Source organism: Rhodococcus sp. M8 (genome assembly GCF_015654185.1).
Classification (GTDB): Bacteria; Actinomycetota; Actinomycetes; order Mycobacteriales; family Mycobacteriaceae; genus Rhodococcus; species Rhodococcus aetherivorans.
The window spans coordinates 1,208,180-1,228,919 of record NZ_CP064065.1 but is presented as its reverse complement, the minus strand read 5'-3'; the positions used below and the strand labels follow the sequence as shown (position 1 = coordinate 1,228,919).

14 protein-coding genes are annotated in these 20,740 nt (G+C 70.4%); 10 read left to right on the top strand and 4 right to left on the bottom strand.

Features of this window, described 5'->3' with window-relative positions; translation table 11 throughout:
- Positions 1-180: 180 nt before the first annotated feature.
- The 4 genes from ISO16_RS05435 (at position 181) to thiM (ending at position 7,166) form a co-directional block, all read left to right on the top strand.
- On the top strand, positions 181-1,725 hold the full coding sequence (locus tag ISO16_RS05435; protein WP_072635464.1) for an alpha/beta hydrolase: 1,545 nt from the start codon (positions 181-183) through the stop codon (positions 1,723-1,725).
- A gap of 84 nt (positions 1,726-1,809) precedes the next feature.
- Positions 1,810-3,147, top strand: a complete 1,338-nt coding sequence (locus ISO16_RS05430) for a glutamine synthetase family protein (RefSeq protein ID WP_072635463.1) — start codon at positions 1,810-1,812, stop codon at positions 3,145-3,147.
- Positions 3,148-3,267: 120 nt separating this feature from the next.
- Positions 3,268-6,279 (top strand): bifunctional [glutamine synthetase] adenylyltransferase/[glutamine synthetase]-adenylyl-L-tyrosine phosphorylase, encoded by a 3,012-nt coding sequence (locus ISO16_RS05425; RefSeq protein WP_043800846.1) that lies wholly within the window; start codon positions 3,268-3,270, stop codon positions 6,277-6,279.
- 38 nt (positions 6,280-6,317) lie between these two features.
- A complete protein-coding gene (thiM, locus tag ISO16_RS05420) occupies positions 6,318-7,166 on the top strand; it encodes a hydroxyethylthiazole kinase (RefSeq protein WP_043800876.1) in 849 nt (282 codons plus the stop codon).
- A 210-nt stretch (positions 7,167-7,376) separates the two neighbouring features.
- Here thiM and ISO16_RS05415 read toward each other — a convergent pair whose 3' ends face one another.
- Positions 7,377-7,697 (bottom strand): PASTA domain-containing protein, encoded by a 321-nt coding sequence (locus tag ISO16_RS05415; protein WP_006947731.1) that lies wholly within the window; start codon positions 7,695-7,697, stop codon positions 7,377-7,379.
- 690 nt (positions 7,698-8,387) lie between these two features.
- Here ISO16_RS05415 and ISO16_RS05410 point away from each other — a divergent pair.
- Positions 8,388-11,849 (top strand): indolepyruvate ferredoxin oxidoreductase family protein, encoded by a 3,462-nt coding sequence (locus ISO16_RS05410; protein ID WP_065922478.1) that lies wholly within the window; start codon positions 8,388-8,390, stop codon positions 11,847-11,849.
- A gap of 55 nt (positions 11,850-11,904) precedes the next feature.
- Complete coding sequence (locus ISO16_RS05405) at positions 11,905-12,996, top strand: Glu/Leu/Phe/Val family dehydrogenase (protein WP_029544260.1); 1,092 nt, start codon at positions 11,905-11,907, stop codon at positions 12,994-12,996.
- An 83-nt stretch (positions 12,997-13,079) separates the two neighbouring features.
- Here ISO16_RS05405 and ISO16_RS05400 read toward each other — a convergent pair whose 3' ends face one another.
- A complete protein-coding gene (locus tag ISO16_RS05400) occupies positions 13,080-13,589 on the bottom strand; it encodes an Lrp/AsnC family transcriptional regulator (protein WP_006947744.1) in 510 nt (169 codons plus the stop codon).
- A gap of 217 nt (positions 13,590-13,806) precedes the next feature.
- Here ISO16_RS05400 and ISO16_RS05395 point away from each other — a divergent pair, with 217 nt between their 5' ends.
- Complete coding sequence (locus tag ISO16_RS05395; RefSeq protein WP_006947747.1) at positions 13,807-15,348, top strand: amino acid permease; 1,542 nt, start codon at positions 13,807-13,809, stop codon at positions 15,346-15,348.
- A gap of 111 nt (positions 15,349-15,459) precedes the next feature.
- Here ISO16_RS05395 and ISO16_RS05390 read toward each other — a convergent pair whose 3' ends face one another.
- Positions 15,460-16,110, bottom strand: a complete 651-nt coding sequence (locus ISO16_RS05390; RefSeq protein WP_006947757.1) for a TetR/AcrR family transcriptional regulator — start codon at positions 16,108-16,110, stop codon at positions 15,460-15,462.
- Between the two features lie 246 nt (positions 16,111-16,356).
- Here ISO16_RS05390 and ISO16_RS05385 point away from each other — a divergent pair, with 246 nt between their 5' ends.
- Both ISO16_RS05385 and ISO16_RS05380 read left to right on the top strand, forming a co-directional pair.
- Entirely contained in the window at positions 16,357-17,283 is a 927-nt protein-coding gene (locus tag ISO16_RS05385) for a metal-dependent hydrolase (RefSeq protein WP_006947759.1), read from the top strand.
- A 13-nt stretch (positions 17,284-17,296) separates the two neighbouring features.
- The gene (locus ISO16_RS05380; protein WP_072635462.1) at positions 17,297-18,457 is read left to right on the top strand and encodes a hypothetical protein; all 1,161 of its coding nucleotides are present in this window, start codon (positions 17,297-17,299) and stop codon (positions 18,455-18,457) included.
- 137 nt (positions 18,458-18,594) lie between these two features.
- Here ISO16_RS05380 and glnA read toward each other — a convergent pair whose 3' ends face one another.
- Positions 18,595-20,031, bottom strand: coding sequence for a type I glutamate--ammonia ligase (gene glnA / locus ISO16_RS05375; RefSeq protein ID WP_006947761.1), 1,437 nt, complete (start codon positions 20,029-20,031; stop codon positions 18,595-18,597).
- 213 nt (positions 20,032-20,244) lie between these two features.
- Between glnA and ISO16_RS05370 the strand changes: the two genes are divergently transcribed.
- Entirely contained in the window at positions 20,245-20,721 is a 477-nt protein-coding gene (locus tag ISO16_RS05370) for an RDD family protein (RefSeq protein ID WP_029544252.1), read from the top strand.
- The last annotated feature ends 19 nt before the right edge of the window (positions 20,722-20,740 follow it).

Sequence of the window (20,740 nt, the reverse complement as noted above, 5' to 3'; positions counted from 1 at the left end):
TTCTGCCTCGAGGCCCGTGCGGGTCCCCGGGTTGGGTGATGACGGTCTCAGTCTGCCACCGGCTCCATTCGGGCAGTAGCGGCGCCGGCGGTGCGATTGGTCACATCCGCCGGATGCGGCGGCGGGCCGGACCCGAACCGGCCGCGTCGGCGCGGATGCTGCCCGTGGCACCATCGCTGGGTGTCGTCCCCTTCGCTCCGCGTCCCGGCGCGCGCCGTCGCGCTGACCGCCGCGGTGCTGCTCGCCGCCGGCTGCAGCACCACGACCGAGACCGCGCCGCCGCGGACGTCGCCGATCGGCGCCCCGGCCGGCCTCGAGCAGTTCTACGCGCAGCAGGTGCAGTGGGGGTCCTGCCGGGACTACGGCCCCGACGCCGAGCAACTACCCCGCGGCGTGCAGTGCGCGCGGATCACGGTGCCGCTGGACTACGACGACCCGAACGGGGAGACGATCACGGTGGCGATCTCCCGCTCGCCCGCGTCCGGGCAGCGGATCGGCTCGCTGCTCGTCAATCCCGGCGGGCCGGGTGCGGCCGGGATCGGGCTCGCCACCGTTGCCGACGGCACCGAGCTGACCGACCGGTTCGACATGATCGGATTCGATCCCCGCGGCGTCGGGGCCTCCGAGCCCGCAGTGCGCTGCCGCACCGACGCCGAGGCGGACGCCGACCGCGCGTCCGACGACGGCGACATGAGCCCCGAGGGCATCGCGCGCACGGAACAGCGGCACCGCGACTATGCCGGTGCCTGCGCGCAGCGCGCCGGGACCGGCCTGCTCGCCCACGTGGGCACCCGCGAGGTCGTGCGCGACATGGACGTGCTCCGCTCCGTCCTCGGCGATGAGAAACTGAACTACCTCGGGTTCTCGTACGGCACCCGGATCGGCACGCTCTATGCGGAGACCTTCCCCGACCGGGTGCGGGCGATGGTGCTCGACGGTGCGCTCGATCCCGAGCAGGACCCCCTCGACGAGGTCCTGCTGCAGGCGGCCGGATTCCAGACGGCGTTCGACGCGTTTGCGGCGGACTGCGCCCGCCACGACGACTGTGCGCTCGGCGCCGACCCGGTCGCGGCGGTGGGCCGGTTCCGGGCCCTGGTGGACCCGCTGATCGCGGCGCCCGCGGAGACCACGGATCCGCGCGGCCTGAGCCACCGGGACGCGATCACTGGGGTGCAGCAGGGTCTGTACTCGCCGCGGCTGTGGGGCTCGCTGCGGGCGGGGCTCGCGGCGCTGACCGAGGGCCGGGGCGACACGTTGCTGCTGCTCGCCGACCTGTACGAGGGACGCGGCGACGACGGCACCTATGCCAACTCCACCGATGCCTTCAACGCGATCCGGTGCGTGGACGACCCGCCGGTGACGGACGCGGCCGTCGCGGCCGAGGCCGACCGGCTGTACCGGCAGGCCGCGCCGTTCCTCGACGACGGCCGCGCGAGCGGCGCCGCGCCGCGGGATCTGTGCGCCTTCTGGCCGGTGCCGCACACCGGTGAGCCGCACACCCCGGACGTGCCGGGCCTGCCGACCGTGCTCGTCGTCTCCACCACCGAGGATCCCGCAACGCCGTACCAGGCGGGGGTGGACCTCGCGCGGCAACTCGGCGGCGCACTCGTCACCTTCACGGGTACCCAGCACACCGTCGTGCTCGACGGCGAGGCCTGCGTCGACGACCCGGTGATCAGGTATTTCGTGACCGGACAGGCGCCGGCGGCGGACCCGCGGTGCTGACGGCGCGACGATGTGAGCGACACGCCGGGGCCACAACCCGCGGATGTAACACGGATTTAACGCACTGTGCCTAGTCTCGGCCGTATGGATCGCCAGAAGGAGTTCGTGCTCCGCACCCTCGAAGAGCGCGACATTCGGTTCGTGCGCTTGTGGTTCACCGACGTGGTCGGAACGCTCAAGTCCGTGGCGATCGCCCCGGCCGAACTCGAAGGAGCCTTCGAGGAGGGCATCGGGTTCGACGGCTCGGCCATCGAGGGATTCTCCCGCATCTCCGAGGCCGACATGGTCGCCCGGCCGGACGCCTCGACCTTCCAGGTGCTGCCGTGGGCCGACAGCAAGGGTCAGCAGTACTCGGCCCGCATGTTCTGCGACATCACGATGCCCGACGGCACCCCCAGCTGGGCCGATCCGCGGCACGTGCTGCGCCGCCAGCTCAACAAGGCATCCGACCTCGGCTTCAGCTGCTATGTGCACCCCGAGATCGAGTTCTTCCTCGTCGAGAACGGTGAAACGGGCGCGCCGCCCGTGCCGGCCGACGACGGCGGCTACTTCGACCAGTCGGTGCACCGCTCGGCCCCGAACTTCCGCCGCCACGCCATCGACGCGCTCGAGTCGATGGGCATCTCCGTCGAGTTCAGCCACCACGAGACCGCGCCCGGTCAGCAGGAGATCGACCTGCGCTACGCCGACGCGCTGTCCATGGCCGACAACGTGATGACCTTCCGCTACGTGGTCAAGGAGATCGCGATGTCGGAGGGCGTGCGCGCGACGTTCATGCCCAAGCCGTTCCGCGAGCACGCGGGGTCGGCCATGCACACCCACATGAGCCTGTTCGAGGGGGAGAACAACGCCTTCCACGATCCCGACGATCCGCTGCAGCTCTCGGCCACCGGCAAGGCCTTCATCGCCGGGGTGCTCGAGCACGCCAACGAGATCAGTGCCGTGACCAACCAGTGGGTCAACTCCTACAAGCGCATCGTGCACGGCGGCGAGGCGCCCACCGCGGCCTGCTGGGGCCCGTCCAACCGCTCCGCTCTGGTGCGGGTGCCGATGTACACGCCGAGCAAGGCGTCCTCGCGCCGGGTGGAGATCCGCACGCCCGACTCGGCCTGCAACCCGTACCTGACGTTCGCGGTGCTTCTCGCCGCCGGCCTGCGCGGCATCGAGAAGGGCTACGAGCTCGCCCCCGAGGCCGAGGACGACGTGTGGGCGCTGACCTCCGCGGAGCGGCGCGCCATGGGGTACCGGGAGCTGCCGACCGACCTCGACATCGCCCTGCGCGAGATGGAGAAGTCGGAACTGGTGGCCGAGGCGCTCGGCGAGCACGTGTTCAACTTCTTCCTCCGCAACAAGTGGACGGAGTGGGAGAACTACCGCAGCCAGGTCACCCCGTACGAACTGGATCAGTACCTGGGCTTGTAACCCCTGCCGGCCGCGGCCGCACGAGGGCGTCGCCGCGGACCGGACGGTCGACGACGACGAAGAGGTGAGGTCCGTGCCCACTCGGGCGGTAGTGTCCCGCGCCGGAGCGACGGTGGCGGCATGGTGAGACCGCCGACGGCGCGTTCGGCGATACCGAGCGCCGGTCGGCTCGGCCTCCTCGCCCCGACCGCACCCGACGAACTCCGGCAGCTCGGCTGGACCGACACCGACAGCACCGAACTGCTGTGGGCCCTCTCCCGCGCACCCGACGCGGACCTCGCCCTGCGCACCCTTGCCCGGCTGCACGACGCGCTCGGCGACGGCTGGGCCGAACTCGACGCGGCGCTGCGCACCGACAAGGGGCTGCGCGGCCGGTTGTTCGGCCTGTTCGGCGGGTCGTCCGCCCTGGGCGACCACATCGTGGCCCACCCGGATCGGTGGCGTGGCCTCGCCGGGACGCTGCAGCTGCCCGACCGGCGGACCCTCACCGATCGGATGCTCGGCTACGTCGAGGCCGAACCCGAGGCCGGGACGGGAGACAACCGTCTGATCTACCGGGCGACGATCACCGGTCCGGCGGCCGTGGCTGCGCTGCGCACCGGCTATCGCGACCAGCTGGCGCTGCTCGCGGCCGCCGATCTCGCGGCCGTCGTCGAGAACGAACCGGTCCTGCCGTACCTCGAGGTGGGGCAGCGGCTCGCGGACCTCGCCGACGCGGCCCTGACGGCGGCCCTGGCGGTGGCCGTCGCCAGCGTCGTCCCGGACGGTCCCTGCCCCGTCGACCTGGCCGTCATCGCGATGGGCAAGTGCGGGGCCCGCGAGCTCAACTACGTCAGCGACGTCGACGTCGTGTTCGTCGCCGAGCCGGCCGACGCTCGCGCCGGCCGCATCGCCGGGGAGATGATGCGGATCGGTACCTCGGCGTTCTTCGAGGTCGATGCCGCGCTGCGTCCCGAGGGCAAGCGCGGCGCACTGGTCCGCACCCTGGACTCGCACGTCGCGTACTACCAGCGCTGGGCCAAGACGTGGGAGTTCCAGGCACTGCTCAAGGCCCGGCCCATGACCGGCGACCTCGACCTCGGTCGCCGCTACGTCGAGGCGCTCAGCCCCATGGTGTGGACGGCCTCCGAGCGGGAGGCGTTCGTGCCCGAGGTGCAGGCGATGCGCCGGCGCGTCGAGGAACTCGTGCCCGCCGAGCTGCGCGAGCGGGAACTCAAGCTGGGCCGGGGCAGCCTGCGCGACGTGGAGTTCGCGGTGCAGTTGCTACAGCTGGTGCACGGCCGCGCCGACGAGGCGCTGCGCGTACCGAACACCGTGCAGGCGCTGTCCGCCCTCGCCGACGGGGGCTATGTCGGGCGCGACGACGCCGCGAACCTGCGGGCCTCCTACGAGTTCCTGCGGCTGCTCGAGCACCGCCTGCAGCTGCAGCGGCTCAAACGCACCCACACGCTGCCGCCCCCGGAGGACCGGGAGGCGATGCGCTGGCTCGCCCGCGCCGCGCACATGCGCCCCGACGGACGGCACGACGCGCTCGGGGTGCTCGAGTCGGAGATCAAGCGCAACTCGGCGCGGGTGCGCAAGCTGCACGCGAAGCTGTTCTACCGGCCTCTGCTCGAGTCGGTGGCCCGGGTGGACAAGGAGGCGCTGCGGCTGTCGCCCGACGCCGCGGTCCGGCAGCTCGCCGCGCTCGGCTACAGCGCACCGGAGAACGCGCTCGGCCACCTGACGGCACTGTCCGGCGGTGCCTCCCGCAAGGCCCGCATCCAGGCGCTGCTGCTGCCGCAACTGCTCGAGGCGCTGGGGGAGACGAGCGACCCCGACGCCGGGCTGCTCGCCTACCGCCGCCTGTCCGAGGCGCTCGTCGACCGGGTGTGGTTCCTGCGGACGCTGCGCGACGAGCCGTCCGTCGCGGACCGGCTCATGACCGTGCTCGGGTCCTCCGCCTACGTGTCCAACCTGTTGTTGCGGGCCCCGGACGTCATCCGGCTCTACGCCGACGGCGCCGGCGGGCCCCGGCTCCTCGAACCGCGGCCCGACGAGGTCGCCAAGGCCATCGTCACCTCCTCGGCCCGCTACGACGCCCCCGACAAGGCGATCAACGCGGCCCGGTCGCTGCGCCGGGCCGAACTCGCCCGCGTCGCGAGCGCCGACATCCTCGGGATGCTGGACGTACCGCAGGTGTGCCGCGCACTGTCCGCGGTGTGGGCGGCGGTGCTCGAGGCTGCCCTGGCCGCGGTGATCAAGGCGTCCGAGCAGGAGGACGGGCCGGCGCCGGCGCGGCTCGCGGTGATCGGCATGGGGCGTCTGGGCGGTGGCGAACTGGGCTACGGGTCCGACGCCGACGTGCTGTTCGTCTGCGAGCCGAACCCCGGGGCGGACGAAACCGCCGCGGTGAAGTGGGCGAACCAGGTCGCCGAGCGGGTGCGCACCCTGCTCGGCGCGCCGAGCACGGATCCGCCGCTCGAGGTCGACACCGGCCTGCGCCCCGAGGGGCGCAGCGGACCCATGGTGCGCACCCTCGCGTCCTATCAGGCGTACTACGCCCAGTGGGCGCAGACGTGGGAGGTGCAGGCGCTGCTGCGGGCCGACGCCGTCGCCGGCGACGCGGAGCTCGGACTGCAGTTCCTGCACATGATCGACGCCACCCGGTACCCGGCCGGCGGCGTGTCGGACGACGCGGTGCGCGAGATCCGGCGGATCAAGGCCCGGGTCGACTCGGAGCGGTTGCCGCGCGGTGCCGACCCCGCCACCCACACCAAGCTGGGCCGCGGTGGCCTGGCCGACATCGAGTGGACCGTGCAGCTGCTGCAGCTGCAGCACGCGCACCACATCGAGTCGCTGCACAACACCTCGACGCTCGAGACGCTCGATGCGATCGGCGCCGCAGAACTGCTCAGCAGCGCGGACGTCGCACTGCTGCGCGACGCGTGGCTCACCGCCACCCGCGCCCGCAACGCGCTCGTGCTGGTGCGCGGCAAGCGAACCGACCAGCTGCCGGGCCCGGGCAAGCTGCTGTCGGCGGTCGCCCAGGTCGCCGGCTGGTCGGGTGGTGACGCCTCCGAGTTCCTCGACCACTACCTGCGGGTCACTCGACGTGCCCGGGGGGTCGTGGAGCGGGTGTTCGGGACGTGAGGCCCCGACCTCCCGTGGAACCAGCTCAGGACTTCATCGTGACCACTGCCCCGATTCCCCCGACCGTCGACGATCTCGCCGCCGCTCTCGACGCTCTCCGCGCCCGGGTGCCGCTGGTGCAGTCGCTCACCAACGTCGTCTCCGCCAACTTCCTGACCAACGTCCTGCTCGCCGCCGGCGCGAGCAACGCCCACATCGACAACGTCCACGAGGCCGCCGGATTCGCCCGCATCGCCGGGGGCGTGCTGATCAACCTCGGCACCCCCGACGACGGGACGGCGGCGGCGTTCACCCTGGCCGCCGAGGCCGCCCGCGACGCGGGCACCCCGTGGGTGCTCGATCCCGTCGGCGTGGGGGGCCTCCCGTGGCGCACCGGCCTGGCCGCGGATCTGCTCCCGTTCCGTCCGACGGCGATCCGCGGCAACGCCTCCGAGGTCATCGCGCTGGCCGGTCTGGGTGGCGACACCCGCGGCGTCGACAGCTCCGACGACCCCGCCGCCGCGGTGCCGGCCGCGCTGGCGCTGCTGGCCCACGCCGACGCGGTGTCCGCCTCCGGTCCCGTGGACCACCTCGTCGGCCGCGACGCCGCCGGTGCGACGACCGGCCTGCGCATCGGTGGCGGCAGTGCCCTGCTCCCGCGCGTGACCTCCACCGGCTGCGCGCTCGGTGCCCTCGCTGCGGCATACCTCGCCGTCGCCCCCACGGCGCTGATCGGACTCGCCGCCGCGCACGCCCACGTCGCGGTGGCCGCGGAGATCGCCGACGGGAACGCCACGGGCCCGGGCTCCTTCGCCGTCGCGTTCCTCGACGCCCTGTACTCGGTGAACGCGGACGTCCTCCGGGTCCGTGCCCGCGTCGAGCCGTTGGACATCCCGGCGCAGGCGTGAGGGCCGATCGCCCCCGGACGTCGGGTGTCACCAGGGGGTGATTCCCCTGCGGGACTGGATAATTCGGGCAAGGCGCTCGATGCGTGCCCGGTGAGGGTGCGGGAGAACGCGTTCGGCGAGGCGATTCCGCCGGATCGGTTGGGCGCATGCGGCACCGCCGTGCATCCCCCCGGGTCGCGAGGGGCGCACGGTGGTTCGCGAAGCGAGAGGTCAGCGGCAGACTACGACGAGGCCGACGCCCAACCACACCTGCCGTTCGACACGATCGAACTCGTCGTCGTCGTGGTCGTACACGTAGTCGACTTCGGTGCGATAGCCGCGATCCCGTTGTTCGGTGACGCGGCACTCGCCGGACAGATTGCCGGCGCGGTTGGTGATCCGGTACGGGATGCCTTCCGCGTCCAGGAGGGCGATCGCCTGTTGTTCGCTGAGGCCGACGACATCGGGCGCGGGTTGCGCTGCGGCGATGCCGGATCCGAGAAGGAGGGTGGCGGCGGCCGCGCACAGGGCGGCCGGGAGGGTGGTGCGCATGACAACGTCCTTTCGGGAACGATGTCGCGATGGAGTGAATCCGGTGGGGGACACCCGTTCCGCCCGGGCATGCCGGTGAGCGGGGTCCGTCAGATGTGGTCTATCGGCGCGGTCGGGAGGACGGGACCGGGCGGCGGCGCGCGGCCCCGCGGCACGGACGACGGTCCGGCCGTGGACGACAGTGCCCCGGCATGGCGGGGTACGCAAGCTTTCATCGGCAGTTCCCCAGGCGCTCCGGCCCGGAACCGGCCGGCGCCACTTCAGGGTACTCCCGGCTCCTGACAAATCCGGCAGAACTGGCAGCCTCGGCGGAACGGCTTCGGTGGCCGTGCCCTCGGCATCGGTGCCCCCGGCATCGGTGTCCACGGCATCGGTGTCCACGGCCCCGATCTGCCCATCGAACGGAACCGCGCACGAAGCCGGTGTCGGACCCCGGAGCGAGAGCGGACGGGCCGGTCCGCTACGGCGCATCGAGCCGGCCGGGTCCGCGTCGCCGGTGGTGCGACACCCGCCCGCTGATCACGGTGACCATTTGTCGAGTGTGTCGCGGGTCACATTTGAACATTATGATTCGCTGAAAACTTGCGTGTTGACGAAATCAATCAGCTATGTCGATTATTGCTGCACCAGTTGATGTGACTTGAGCGACGCTGCGCAACACATGTCGCAGCAAAGGAACGGTGGTGTGCGATGACCGAGACCGCGGTCCGCGAAATCGAGCGTCTTCCCTACGACCTGGACGACCGGTACCGCTCCGGCTCGGGCACGGTGCTGCTCACCGGCGTCCAGGCGATCGCCCGGCAGCTCGTCGAGCAGCACGTGCGCGACATCCGCGACGGACGTCGCGTGGCCACGTTCGTCTCCGGGTACCCCGGCAGCCCCCTCGGCGGCCTCGACAAGCTGCTGCACGGCATGCCGAAGGTTCTCGCCGAGCACGACATCACCTTCGTGCCCGGCTTCAACGAGGAACTCGCCGCGACGTCCGTGTGGGGGAGTCAGGGCCGGCTCGGGGCGGGCACGCCCACCCACGATGCTGTCGTCGGTGTCTGGTACGGCAAGGGCCCCGGTCTGGACCGGGCCACCGACGCGCTGCGGCACGCCAACATGTACGGCGTCGACCCGAACGGCGGCGTGCTGTTGATGGTCGGCGACGACCCGGCATCGAAGTCGTCGACCGTGCCCGCGGTGAGCGAACGGTCCCTCGCGGCCCTCGGCATCCCGGTGCTCTTCCCCCGCAACGCCGCCGAGATCGTCTCGATGGGCCTGCACGGGGTCGCGCTGTCGCGCGCCTCGGGCTGCCTCGTCGCGCTCAAGATCGTCGCGGACGTCGCCGACGGCGCGTGGTCCGTCGACGGCTCGGTCGCGGACCTGCGCATCACGGTTCCCGAGATCGACTGGGAGGGAAAGCCGTTCGTCTACCGTCAGCGTCCGATGGCTGCGCCGAGCGACAGCGTGATCGCCGAGGCCGACCTGTACGGGCCGCGCTGGGCGATGGTCCACGCCTACGGGAAGGCCAACGGGCTGGACGTCGTGGAGGTCGACCCCCCGCACGCCCGGATCGGGCTGGCCGCCACCGGCACCACGTTCGACGCGCTGCGGCAGGCGCTGCTCGACCTCGGGGTGACCGACGCCGACCTGCATCGCGCCGGGATCCGGCTGCTGCGCATCGGCATGCCGTACCCGATCGGCCCCGACCTGGTCCGCGAATTCGCTTCCGGCCTCGACCAACTCGTCGTCGTCGAGGACAAGACCGCGTTCGTCGAAACCCAGATCCGCGAGATCCTCTACGGCACCGACGCCCCGCCGCGCATCGTCGGCAAGAAGGACGCCGACGGCCGCCCGCTGATGCCCGTCGACGGCGAACTGACCGCCGGCCGGATCCGCGGGCCGCTGCGCCGGGTACTGCGCGGCCACGTGGACCTCGGACCCGCGCCGCTCCCGTCGCTGCCCCTGGAAGTGCTGTCGGCCAAGCGCACCCCGTACTTCTGCAGCGGCTGCCCGCACAACCGCTCCACCGCCCTGCCGGAGGGCTCGATCGGCGGCGGCGGCATCGGCTGCCACGCGCTCGTCACGATGTCCGGCCGCGCCGACAGCGCCGTCACCGGGCTGACCCAGATGGGCGGCGAGGGCGCGCAGTGGATCGGTCAGGCACCGTTCACCGACATCCCGCACATGTTCCAGAACCTCGGCGACGGAACGTATTTCCATTCCGGCCAGCTCGCCGTGCAGGCGTGCGTCGCGGCCGGGGTGAACATCACCTTCAAGCTGCTCTACAACGACGTCGTCGCGATGACCGGGGCGCAGGACGCCGAGGGCGCGTTGACGATTCCCGCGCTCACCCACAAGCTCACCACCGAGGGGGTGCGGCGGATCATCGTCTGCTCCGACGAACCGAAGCGGCACCGCAAGCGCTCCCTCGCCCGCGGCGTGACGGTCTGGCACCGTGACCGGCTCGACGAGGCGCAGCGGCTGCTGCGCGAAGTCCCGGGCGTCACCGTGCTCATCTACGACCAGCACTGCGCTGCCGATGCGCGGCGGCAGCGCAAGCGCGGCACCCTGCCCGCCCGCACCACGCGCGTGGTGATCAACGAGGCGGTGTGCGAGGGCTGCGGCGACTGCGGCGTCAAGAGCAACTGCCTGTCGGTGCAGCCGGTCGACACCGAGTTCGGGTCCAAGACCCGCATCGACCAGACGTCGTGCAACACCGACTACTCCTGCCTCGACGGGGAGTGTCCGTCGTTCGTGACGGTCGAGGTCGCGCCCGGACGCACGCCGCAGCGCCGCACCGTCCCGGTGCCCCCGGCCGTGCCCGACCCCGATCCCGGCTCCGCGGTGGGCACCCGCAACATCTTCCTCGCCGGCATCGGTGGCACCGGCATCGTCACCGTCAACCAGGTGCTCGCGACCGCCGCGCTGCGCGCCGGCTTCGACGTCGAATCCCTGGACCAGATCGGTATGAGCCAGAAGGCCGGCCCGGTGGTCTCGCACCTACGGTTCGCCGCCGACGGTCTCGAACCCGGCAACCGGGTGACCACCGGCGGGGCGTCGTGCCTGCTGGCGCTGGACCTGCTCACCGCGGCGGATGCGAAGAACCTCGCCTACGCCGATCCTGCCACGACCGTGGCGGTGGCCTCGACGAGCCGCACCCCCACCGGGGACATGGTGTACGACAGGTCGATCCGCCACCCCGACGAACAGGAGCTGCTGTCCCGGCTGGACGCGGCGACCCGCCGGTCGGCCTCGTTCGACGCTCTCGCCGCCGCACAGGCACTGTTCGGCGACACCGCCGCCGCGAACTTCCTGATCGTCGGCGCCGCCCATCAACTCGGCGGCCTGCAGATCCCCGCCGAGTCCGTCGAGGAGGCGATCGAGATCAACGGTGTCGCGGTGGCGGCGAACATCGCGGCGTTCCGGTGGGGCCGCGTGGCGATCGCCGACCCCGGCGCGTTCGCGGCCGCAACCGAACCGGCCCGCCCGCAGCCGAAGGTCACCGTCGCCCCGGACGCCCTGTTCGCGGACACCACCCTCGACGGCGAGGTGCTGCGGCTCGTGCGGGTGCGTGCCGCCGCGCTCATCGACTTCCAGGGCGAACGCCTCGCCGCCCGCTACATCGACCGGGTGCAGTCCGTGTGGGCGGCCGAACGCCGTGTCACCGACCGCACCGACCTCAGCGAGGCCGTCGCGCGCGGGCTGTTCAAGTTCACCGCCTACAAGGACGAGTACGAGGTCGCGCGACTGCTCGTCGACCCCACGTTCCTCGACGAGGTACGCGCTCAGGTGCCCGGCGGTGAGCAGCTGACCTACCGGCTGCACCCGCCGGTCCTGCGGGCGCTCGGCCGCACCAAGAAGATCGGGTTCGGACCGAAGTCGCACGCGGCGCTGCGGATCCTGGCCAAGGGCAGGCGCCTGCGCGGCACCCGCCTCGATCCGTTCGGTTACGCGCACGTCCGGAAGGTCGAGCGCGCCCTGCTCGCGCACTACACGGCCACGGTCGATCGCCTCGCCGCCGACCTCGATGCCGCCACCTACGACCGCGCGGTGCAGGTCGCGGCTCTGCCGGACACGGTCCGCGGCTACGAGGACGTCAAGCTGCGCTCCGTCGAGCAGTACCGCGCGCGGCTCGCCGAGCTCGGCGTCGAGATCGACTTCTGAGCCGCCACCGATTCTCGGCATCCCGAATACATTCTTCCGGAAAGGAACCCATCACGTGACCACCTCGACCCTCGCCCGTTCGGCCACCTCCGACGCCCCCGCCGGTGTCTTCGGCCGATCCCGGTGCCTGTCCGACCGCCCACACGAGCAGGTCGTCTTCTGTCAGGACGCCGCGACCGGCTTGCGCGCGATCGTCGCGATCCACTCCACCGCGCTCGGGCCCGCGCTCGGCGGCACCCGCTTCTACCCGTACGCCGACGAGGCCCGGGCGCTCGAGGACGTGCTGCGGCTGTCGTGGGGCATGACCTACAAGGCCGCGGTCGCGGGCGTGAACCTCGGCGGCGGCAAGGCCGTCATCCTCGGTGACCCCGCCACGGACAAGAGCGAGGCGCTGCTCGCCGCGTACGGACGGTTCGTCGAGTCCCTCGGTGGCCGCTACATCACCGCCGCCGACGTCGGTACCCACGCCGGCGACCTGGACGTGATCGGCCGCCAGACCTCGCACGCGGTGGGACGCACTCCCGCGGCCGGCGGATCCGGGGACAGCTCGCCGCTCACCGCGCTCGGCGTGTTCCAGGCGATGCGCGCCGGAGCCGAGCATGTCTGGGGAACAACGACTCTCGCCGGCCGCACCGTGGGTGTCGAGGGGCTCGGGAAGGTGGGCTACGAACTGGTGGGGCTGCTCACCGCGGACGGCGCCGACGTGGTGGTCTCGGATGTGAACCCGGTGGCTCTCGCCCGGGTGGCCGCCGAGTTCCCGGCGGCACGGGTCGCCGACGGCGTCGTCGCGGCGCCGCTGGATGTGTACGCACCGTGTGCCCTGGGGGGAACGCTGACCCCGTCGACCGCCGGGGTGCTCGGTGCGCGTCTGGTGTGCGGTGCGGCGAACAACCAGCTGGCCCGCCCGGAGGTCGAGGACATCCTGCGCGACCGCGGCATCACGTGGGTGCCGGACTACGTCGCCAACGCCGGCGGCCTGATCCAGGTCGCGGGGGAGGTCGACGGATCCGACCCGACCGTCGTCCGGTCCCGGGTGGACGCGATCTTCGACCGCACGGCCGAGATCTTCGAGATGTCGCGGACCCTGGACATCGGGCCCGGCGCGGCCGCGAACCGGGTCGCCGAGCGGCGTATCGACGCCGCCTGACGGGCGGTACGGCGAGGGGGAGGCACCGCGGTGCCTCCCCCTTCTCGCGTACCCGGAAACCGATGTCCCTCGACGCCGGTCCCTCAGTGCCGGTCGCTCACCGGCGCGGAGCGCCCGTGCCCGGAGTCGCGGGTGAGGTGTTCGAGCAGGGGCTGCGTCCGGTACGGCACCGGCGTCGTCAGCGCCAGCGTGGTCGTGGTGTGCGCGACGCCCTCGATCGCATGGATTCGTTCGAGCTGCAGGAGCAGATCCTCCTGCGACTGCGCCGCCATCCGGATCAACAGGTCCTCCCGGCCCGTCGTCGCGTGCACCTCGAGCACCTCGGGGAACCGCTCGAGCTCCGCGATGACGTGACCCATCCGGGCCTGCACCAGTTCTGCGCCGATGAACGCCTGCAGCGGCAGGCCGAGCTTCGGCAGATCCACCACCGGCCGGTATCCCGTCACGGCGCCGGACTCCTCGAGCTTCCGGATCCGCGACTGGACGGTGTTGCGCGCGACGCCGAGCTTCGCTGCCAGATCGACGATGCCGGCCCGCGGGTTGTGGGTGAGCTCGGCGAGAAGAGCCGCGTCGAGCCGATCGAAACTGAGCACGGTGACATCCTTTCCGTTGTGATGTGCATCACATTTGAGCATTGTGAATAGCTGGTGCGGAAGATATTGACACGAATTGTGACAGTGCCATGATTGCTGCACTGAATTGCTCACGCAATCCCGCTCTGCGGCACCACAATGCGTCGCCTGCGAGTGTCACGCCCCCGGTCGCCCACGAGGTCCGGCGGGCCCACAATCCCATCCTGAGGAGCACATCATGCCCGGAGTCGGCATCTGGCGCACCAAATCCGTCGAACAGTCGATCGCGGACACCGACGAACCCTGTTCGCGGCTGCGAAGAGAGCTGACCGCCAAAGACCTGACCGTGTTCGGCGTCGCCGTGGTGATCGGCGCCGGCATCTTCACCCTCACCGCACGCACCGCGGGCAACGTCGCCGGCCCGTCGATCTCGCTGGCATTCGTGCTCGCCGCGATCACGTGTGGTCTCGCTGCCCTGTGTTACGCCGAATTCGCGTCGACCGTCCCCGTCGCCGGCAGCGCCTACACCTTCTCGTACGCCACCTTCGGTGAGTTCGTCGCCTGGATCATCGGCTGGGACCTGATCCTCGAGTTCGCGCTCGCCTCCGCCGTCGTCGCCAAGGGCTGGTCGCTGTACCTCGGTGGCATGCTCGGCGGCAGCGGGCACACCACGATGCATCTCGGGCCGCTTGCGGTCGACTGGGGGGCGCTACTCATCGTCGGCGCGATCACGGTCGTGCTCGTCGTCGGCACCAAGGTGTCCTCGCGGGTGTCGGCCGTCGTCACCGCCATCAAGGTTGCGGTCGTCCTGCTGGTCATCGTGGTCGGCGTCTTCTACATCGACAAGAGCAACTACTCGCCCTACATCCCGCCGGCCGAGGGGGCGCAGAGCACCGCGAGCGGCGTGCACCAGTCGCTGTTCTCGGCGCTCACCGGAGCCGACGGCAGCAGCTACGGATGGTACGGCCTGCTCGCCGCCGCGAGCCTGGTGTTCTTCGCATTCATCGGATTCGACGTGGTCGCCACCACCGCGGAGGAGACGAAGAACCCGCAGAAGGCGCTGCCGCGCGGCATCTTCGCCTCGCTCGCCATCGTCACGGTCCTCTACGTGGGCGTCACGCTGGTGCTGACCGGCATGGTGAAGTACACCGACCTGCGGACGGGCAGCGCGCTCGTCGGCGACGGCAGCGCCACGCTGGCCACCGCGTTCGAGGCACACGGCATCACGTGGGCGCAGATGGCGATCAACGTCGGCGGCCTCGCCGGCCTCACCACGGTCGTGATGGTGATGATGCTCGGCCAGACCCGCGTGCTGTTCGCGATGTCCCGGGACGGGCTGATGCCGCGGCAGCTGGCCACGACGGGCCGTAAGGGCACCCCGGTACGCATCACCCTGCTGGTCGGCGGCATCGTCGCCGTCCTCGCCGCGGTGTTCCCGATGGGTGTGCTCGAGGAGATGGTCAACATCGGCACGCTGTTCGCCTTCGTGCTGGTGTGCATCGGCGTGATGGTGCTCCGCCGGACCCGCCCCGACCTGCCGCGCGGGTTCCGGGTGCCGCTCGTGCCGCTGGTGCCGATCCTCGCGGTCCTCGCGTGCGGCTGGCTGATGCTCAACCTGTCCGTCGAGACGTGGATGCGGTTCGTGGCCTGGATGGCCCTGGGCGTGGTGATCTACTTCGTCTACGGTCGGCGCAAGTCGGTGCTCGGGCAGCGGCTGCGGGCCGAGGCGGCCGAGCGGGCGGAGACGCCGCAGGTCGTCCGCGAGCCCGAGCCGGTCTAGCGCGGCGATCGGCCGCGGCCCCGGAGCGACCGCTCCGGGGCCGCGGCCGTGCGACGGCGTGCGATCGGCACCGGCGGGCGCACCGGGATCGCCGGTCCGGGCCGGTTCCCGTCACGCGCTGTCGTCTCGGACGCCGCCGGAGGAGGCGCGTGCCGCGGTCGGGCACTGGGCGAGGATCGCGGCGCCCATCCAGCGTCGGAGATAGCGCCGCAGCTCGTCGTCGCTCCGCGGGGGGTTGCCGGGGGAGACGAAGAACGACTGCATCGTGCGCAGCACGTATTCGACGAGTTCGTGGAGTGCCGCGTCGTCGTACCCGTAGCGCTCCCAGTCGACGTCGAAACGCTTGATCATCGTCATCCCGAACTCGCGTGCCTCTTCGGAGGTGAGGCCGTCGGGATGGACGTTCGAGTACGTGCCCGTGAGCAGGATGCCCAGATGCGGCGTCCGGCGTACCTCGGCCAGGGTGTAGACCACGCCTTCGGTCATCGCGTCGACGGGATCCTCGATGCCGCGGATGTGCCGGGTCAGTCGAGCGAGGAATCCGTCGACCGATGCGATCGCCGCGGCCCGCATCAGTGCATCCGCGCTGGGGAAGTAGCGGTACACCGTCTGGCGGATGACGCCCAGCGACTCCGCGACATCGGCGATGCTGATGACGGAACCCGTACGCCCGATCAGATCGACTGCAGCGGAGACGATCCGGCGGGACGCTTCGTCGTCGTTCTCCGGTGGGCTGCCGCCCCACCCGCGTCTCCGTGCCACTGCTCCGCTTCCTCGGATCGCACCGCATCCGGAACGACGGACCCTCCGCATGGTGGGGCCTGTCGGCCGTCCGCTCGAACGACCGACGGTAGCACGGGGTGGCCCGCCGCCCGCGGGGCCGTCCGCCAATTCGATAACACGTTCTCATCATACGTGTGGGTCGATCTATGTATGATCACGGCACCGCGGCGCGGGGCCTCGGCGGGGCCCCGGCCCAGCCCATTTCCGGACGACGAGGGGTAGCGCGTGACCGATCTGCAGATCCGAAAGATGAACTTCGCGTTCGAGGACTACGACGTGCCCTTCCTGTGGAACGACGCGAATCCGGCCTTCTCGAGCATGGCCAACGCGGTCTCGTTCCTGGCGATCGGCTTCGAGAAGATGATCGTGAAGATGATTCTCCAGACCAAGCCGCTGATCACCGACCCCGAGGTCGCCGCGGAGGCGGACGCGTTCATGCGTCAGGAGGGGCAGCACTCGACCGCGCACCGCCAACACGTCAGGGCCCTGATCAAGCAGTACCCGGGGCTCCGGGAGACTCTCGACGACGTCATCGGAGAGTTCGACCGGCTCACCGCGGAGACCTCGCTGAACTACCGGCTCGCCTACACCGCGGATCTCGAAGCGACCTTCACTCCGGTGTTCAAGCTGATGCTCGACAACGAGGCGGCCCTGTTCCGGCCCGGAGACGACCGGGTGGCGTCGCTGTTCATCTGGCACTTCGTCGAGGAGGTCGAACATCGGAGTTCGGCGCTCGTCGTCTTCGACTCCGTCGTCGGCTCCGACATCTACCGGATGCGCGTGGCCCCCTCGGTCTTCCGTCATGTGCTGAAGGTCATCCGGCTGGCCTGCGAGGGCTTCAACGAGCATGTTCCCTTGGCGGACCGGAGGATCGACGCTCTGTCGATGTTCGCGTCCTACCGGCGCAAGCAGCGCCTGCGCACGTGGTTGCCGCTGCTGCACGCGGAGGACCACGGCCCCCTGCCGCGCGCGTTCGACGATCTGCCGCTCGGTGAGCAACTCGTCGCCCTGGCGGGAGTCGTCCGGAGCCAGTTGCCGAAGCACAACCCGGCCCACGAGAAGCTGCCGGCACTCGCGGACGTGTGGTTCCGGCGCTACGAGGATGGCTACGACGTCACGCGCTGGTACACCGCCGACGCGGTCGCATCGTAGGGGGGCCGGAGCGATGACCGACCTGTGCGCACCCACCTTCGCCGAACTCGCCACGTCCCTGGGCTTCTCGTGCGAGGAGGCCGGTGGCCTCGTCGAGGTCCGCAACCCGTCGGCCCTGGAGAACTGGACCCTTCCGGTTCTCGAGGTCACCGTCGTGTTCGGTGCCGTGCTCGCGCTCGTGCTCGCCGTCGTGCGCCTGCGTCGCCACGGCGATCCCACCAACCTGGTGCTCTGGTTCGGCGCCACCGCCTACCTGTTCCTCATCGAGCCACCGCTGTACTTCCCCGCCGCCTTCGGCATCGAGGAGCACGTGGACACGATGTTCGCCCACAACGTGTTCACGGTGGAGTTCCTGTGGGGCCGGCTCCCGCTGTACATCGTCGCGATCTACCCGCTGATGGCCACGCTGGCCTTCGAGATCGTCAGAATGCTGGGCGTTTTCCGGCGCTACGGGGTTCTCGTCGGTGCGGTCTGCGTGGGCTTCGTTCACCACTCGTTCTACGAGATCTTCGACCACCTCGGACCGCAGTTGCGATGGTGGCACTGGTCGGTGACGAATCCGGTCAACCAGCCCATGTTCGATGCGGTCCCGCTCCCGAGTGTGGTGGTGTTCGCCGCGCTCTGGCCGATGTCGCTCGCGTTGTGCGTGCAGTTCTTCGTCGGTCGCCACGTCGACCGCGGCCGGCACTTCTCCGGTCTCGAGCTGGTGTGGCGCACGGTCGTGATCGGCCTGCTGGCGTCGCTGGGCACGTTCGTCCTCCCGCTCCCGGCCACGGTCCTGGGCATGGGAAGCACGACGGTCCGGGGAGTGCTGTACGCGGTGGAACTGGTCGTCGTCACACTCGTCGCGAGCGTGGTGCTCGTGCGCCGATGGGTGCGGCTGCGGCGGGGCGAGCCGGACGTTCCTCCCTACACGAACCGCTTCGTCCAGGCCTACAGCGTGGTGTACCTGTGCGTCATGGCGTTCCTCTGGGCGACCGCATTGCCCGACTTCCTCCGTGCCGTCGACGGCGTGACGAGCACCGGAGATCCGGTCGGAAACCTGTGGTACACGCTGGCGTGTTTCGTCGTCGCACTGCTGTGCGTCGCCGCCACGTTCACCGCACACCGCGGAGGGGGTGAACCGGGCGACACATCGCCCGCGCACGAGCGGGACGCGACGCACGCCGGATAGCAGATTCGGCGCACACCGAGGGCGGCCGGCGGTGGGGGAGTCGCGCCCTCCGGCCGACGAGGCCGCACACACGAGTCCACCCGCCTTGCGGACTCGCAAGGCGGGTGGACTCGTGACGAACTACGTGCGGAACCGGCTCAGCAGTCGTAGTACAGCTGGAACTCGTAGGGGTGCGGCCGCAGGTTGACCGGAGCGATCTCCTGCTCCCGCTTGATCGAGATCCAGGTCTCGATCAGGTCGCTGGTGAACACGCCGCCCTCGGTCAGGTACTCGTGGTCGCGCTCGAGGTTGTCGATGACCGATTCGAGGCTGGTGGGAGCCTGCGGGATGTTCTTGGCCTCCTCCGGCGGGAGCTCGTAGAGGTCCTTGTCGACCGGGGCCATCGGCTCGATCTTGTTCTTGATGCCGTCGAGACCCGCGAGCATCTGCGCGGCGAACGAGAGGTACGGGTTGCCCGAGGAGTCCGGGGCGCGGAACTCGAGGCGCTTGGCCTTCGGGTTGTTGCCGGTGATCGGGATGCGCACGGCGGCGGAGCGGTTGCGCTGGCTGTAGACCAGGTTGATCGGAGCCTCGTAGCCCGGCACCAGACGGTGGTACGAGTTGATCGTCGGGTTGGTGAACGCGAGCAGCGACGGCGCGTGGTGCAGGATGCCGCCGATGTACCAGCGCGCCAGGTCGGACAGGCCCGCGTAGCCGGACTCGTCGTGGAAGAGCGGCTTGCCTTCCTTCCACAGCGACTGGTGCACGTGCATGCCCGAACCGTTGTCACCGAACAGCGGCTTCGGCATGAAGGTCACGGACTTGCCGTGCTTCCAGGCGGTGTTCTTGACGATGTACTTGAACAGCTGCAGATCGTCGGCCGCACCGAGCAGCGTGTTGAACTTGTAGTTGATCTCGGCCTGACCGGCGGTGCCGACCTCGTGGTGGCCGCGCTCGAGCTCGAAGCCGGCGTTCTGCAGGTTGGTGGAGATCTCGTCGCGCAGGTCCACGTAGTGGTCGTACGGTGCGACGGGGAAGTAGCCGCCCTTCGGGCGGACCTTGTAGCCGAGGTTGGGGCTGCCGTCGGCGTTGAGCTCGACGCCGGTGTTCCACGAACCGGAGACCGAGTCGATCTCGTAGAACGCGCCGTTCATCTGCGAGTCGTAGCGGATCGAGTCGAAGATGTAGAACTCGGCCTCGGCACCGAAGAACGCGGTGTCGGCGATGCCGGTGCTGACGAGGTACTCCTCGGCCTTGCGGGCGACATTGCGCGGGTCCCGGCTGTAGGACTCGCGGGTGAACGGGTCGTGGACGAAGAAGTTGATGTTCAGCGTCTTGGCGGCCCGGAAGGGATCGATGCGCGCGGTGGTGACGTCGGGCAGCAGCATCATGTCCGACTCGTGGATGGACTGGAAGCCGCGAACGGACGAGCCGTCGAACGCCAAGCCGTCCTCGAACACGTCCTTGGTGAACGCGCTCGCGGGAATCGAGAAGTGCTGCTGAACGCCGGGGAGGTCGCTGAATCGGATATCGACGTACTCGACGTTTTCGTCCTCGATGTACTTGATGACCTCTTCGGCCGAGGTGAACGCCACGCTTGTGCTCCTTCAGTCAATGCGCGCCATGGGGATGGGGCGTCTGCGTCGGATACAGACCGTATTGAGCTGGTGTTGCCCGACCATCAATCCCATGTTTCACCGATGTTACAGCTCGTCTTCCGGTGTCGTGAGGACTACTTTTGTGGTAGAAGTCACCGGCGTGCACGTGGGGTCGGGCCGGTCCGCTCGTTGCACCCTATCCTGGACAGCATGGCACGTATGACCGGCAGCTGGCTCTCCGGACCCGCTGCGGCGATCCCCAAGGGGCAGGAAAAGGCCCAGGACTACCGCGGGCAGTTGCTCGGCCTGCCCCAGGAGGGGCCGGGTGCGCTCGCGGGCACCGGCCGGCGGGCGAGCGCTCTGGCGATCGACTGGTTCACCTCCGTCGGTATCGCCACCGCGATCGTCGGCGAACGTCCCTTCGAGAACCCTCAGCTGTCCACCTACACCCTGCTGGTGTGGTTCGTGGTGGGGGTGCTCACGGTGACGTTGTTCTCGTTCACCCCGGGGCAGTATCTGGTCGGCCTCCAGGTCGCCCGGGTCGATGCGCCCGCACGAGTGGGGCCGGTTCGCGCCCTGGCGCGGCAGCTGCTGCTCGTGTTCATCGCGCCGGCGATCGTCACCGACGTCGACGGCCGCGGCCTGCAGGACCGGGCGACCGGCACGGCCCTCGTACGGTCCCGCTGACGCACCCTCCCCCGAAACG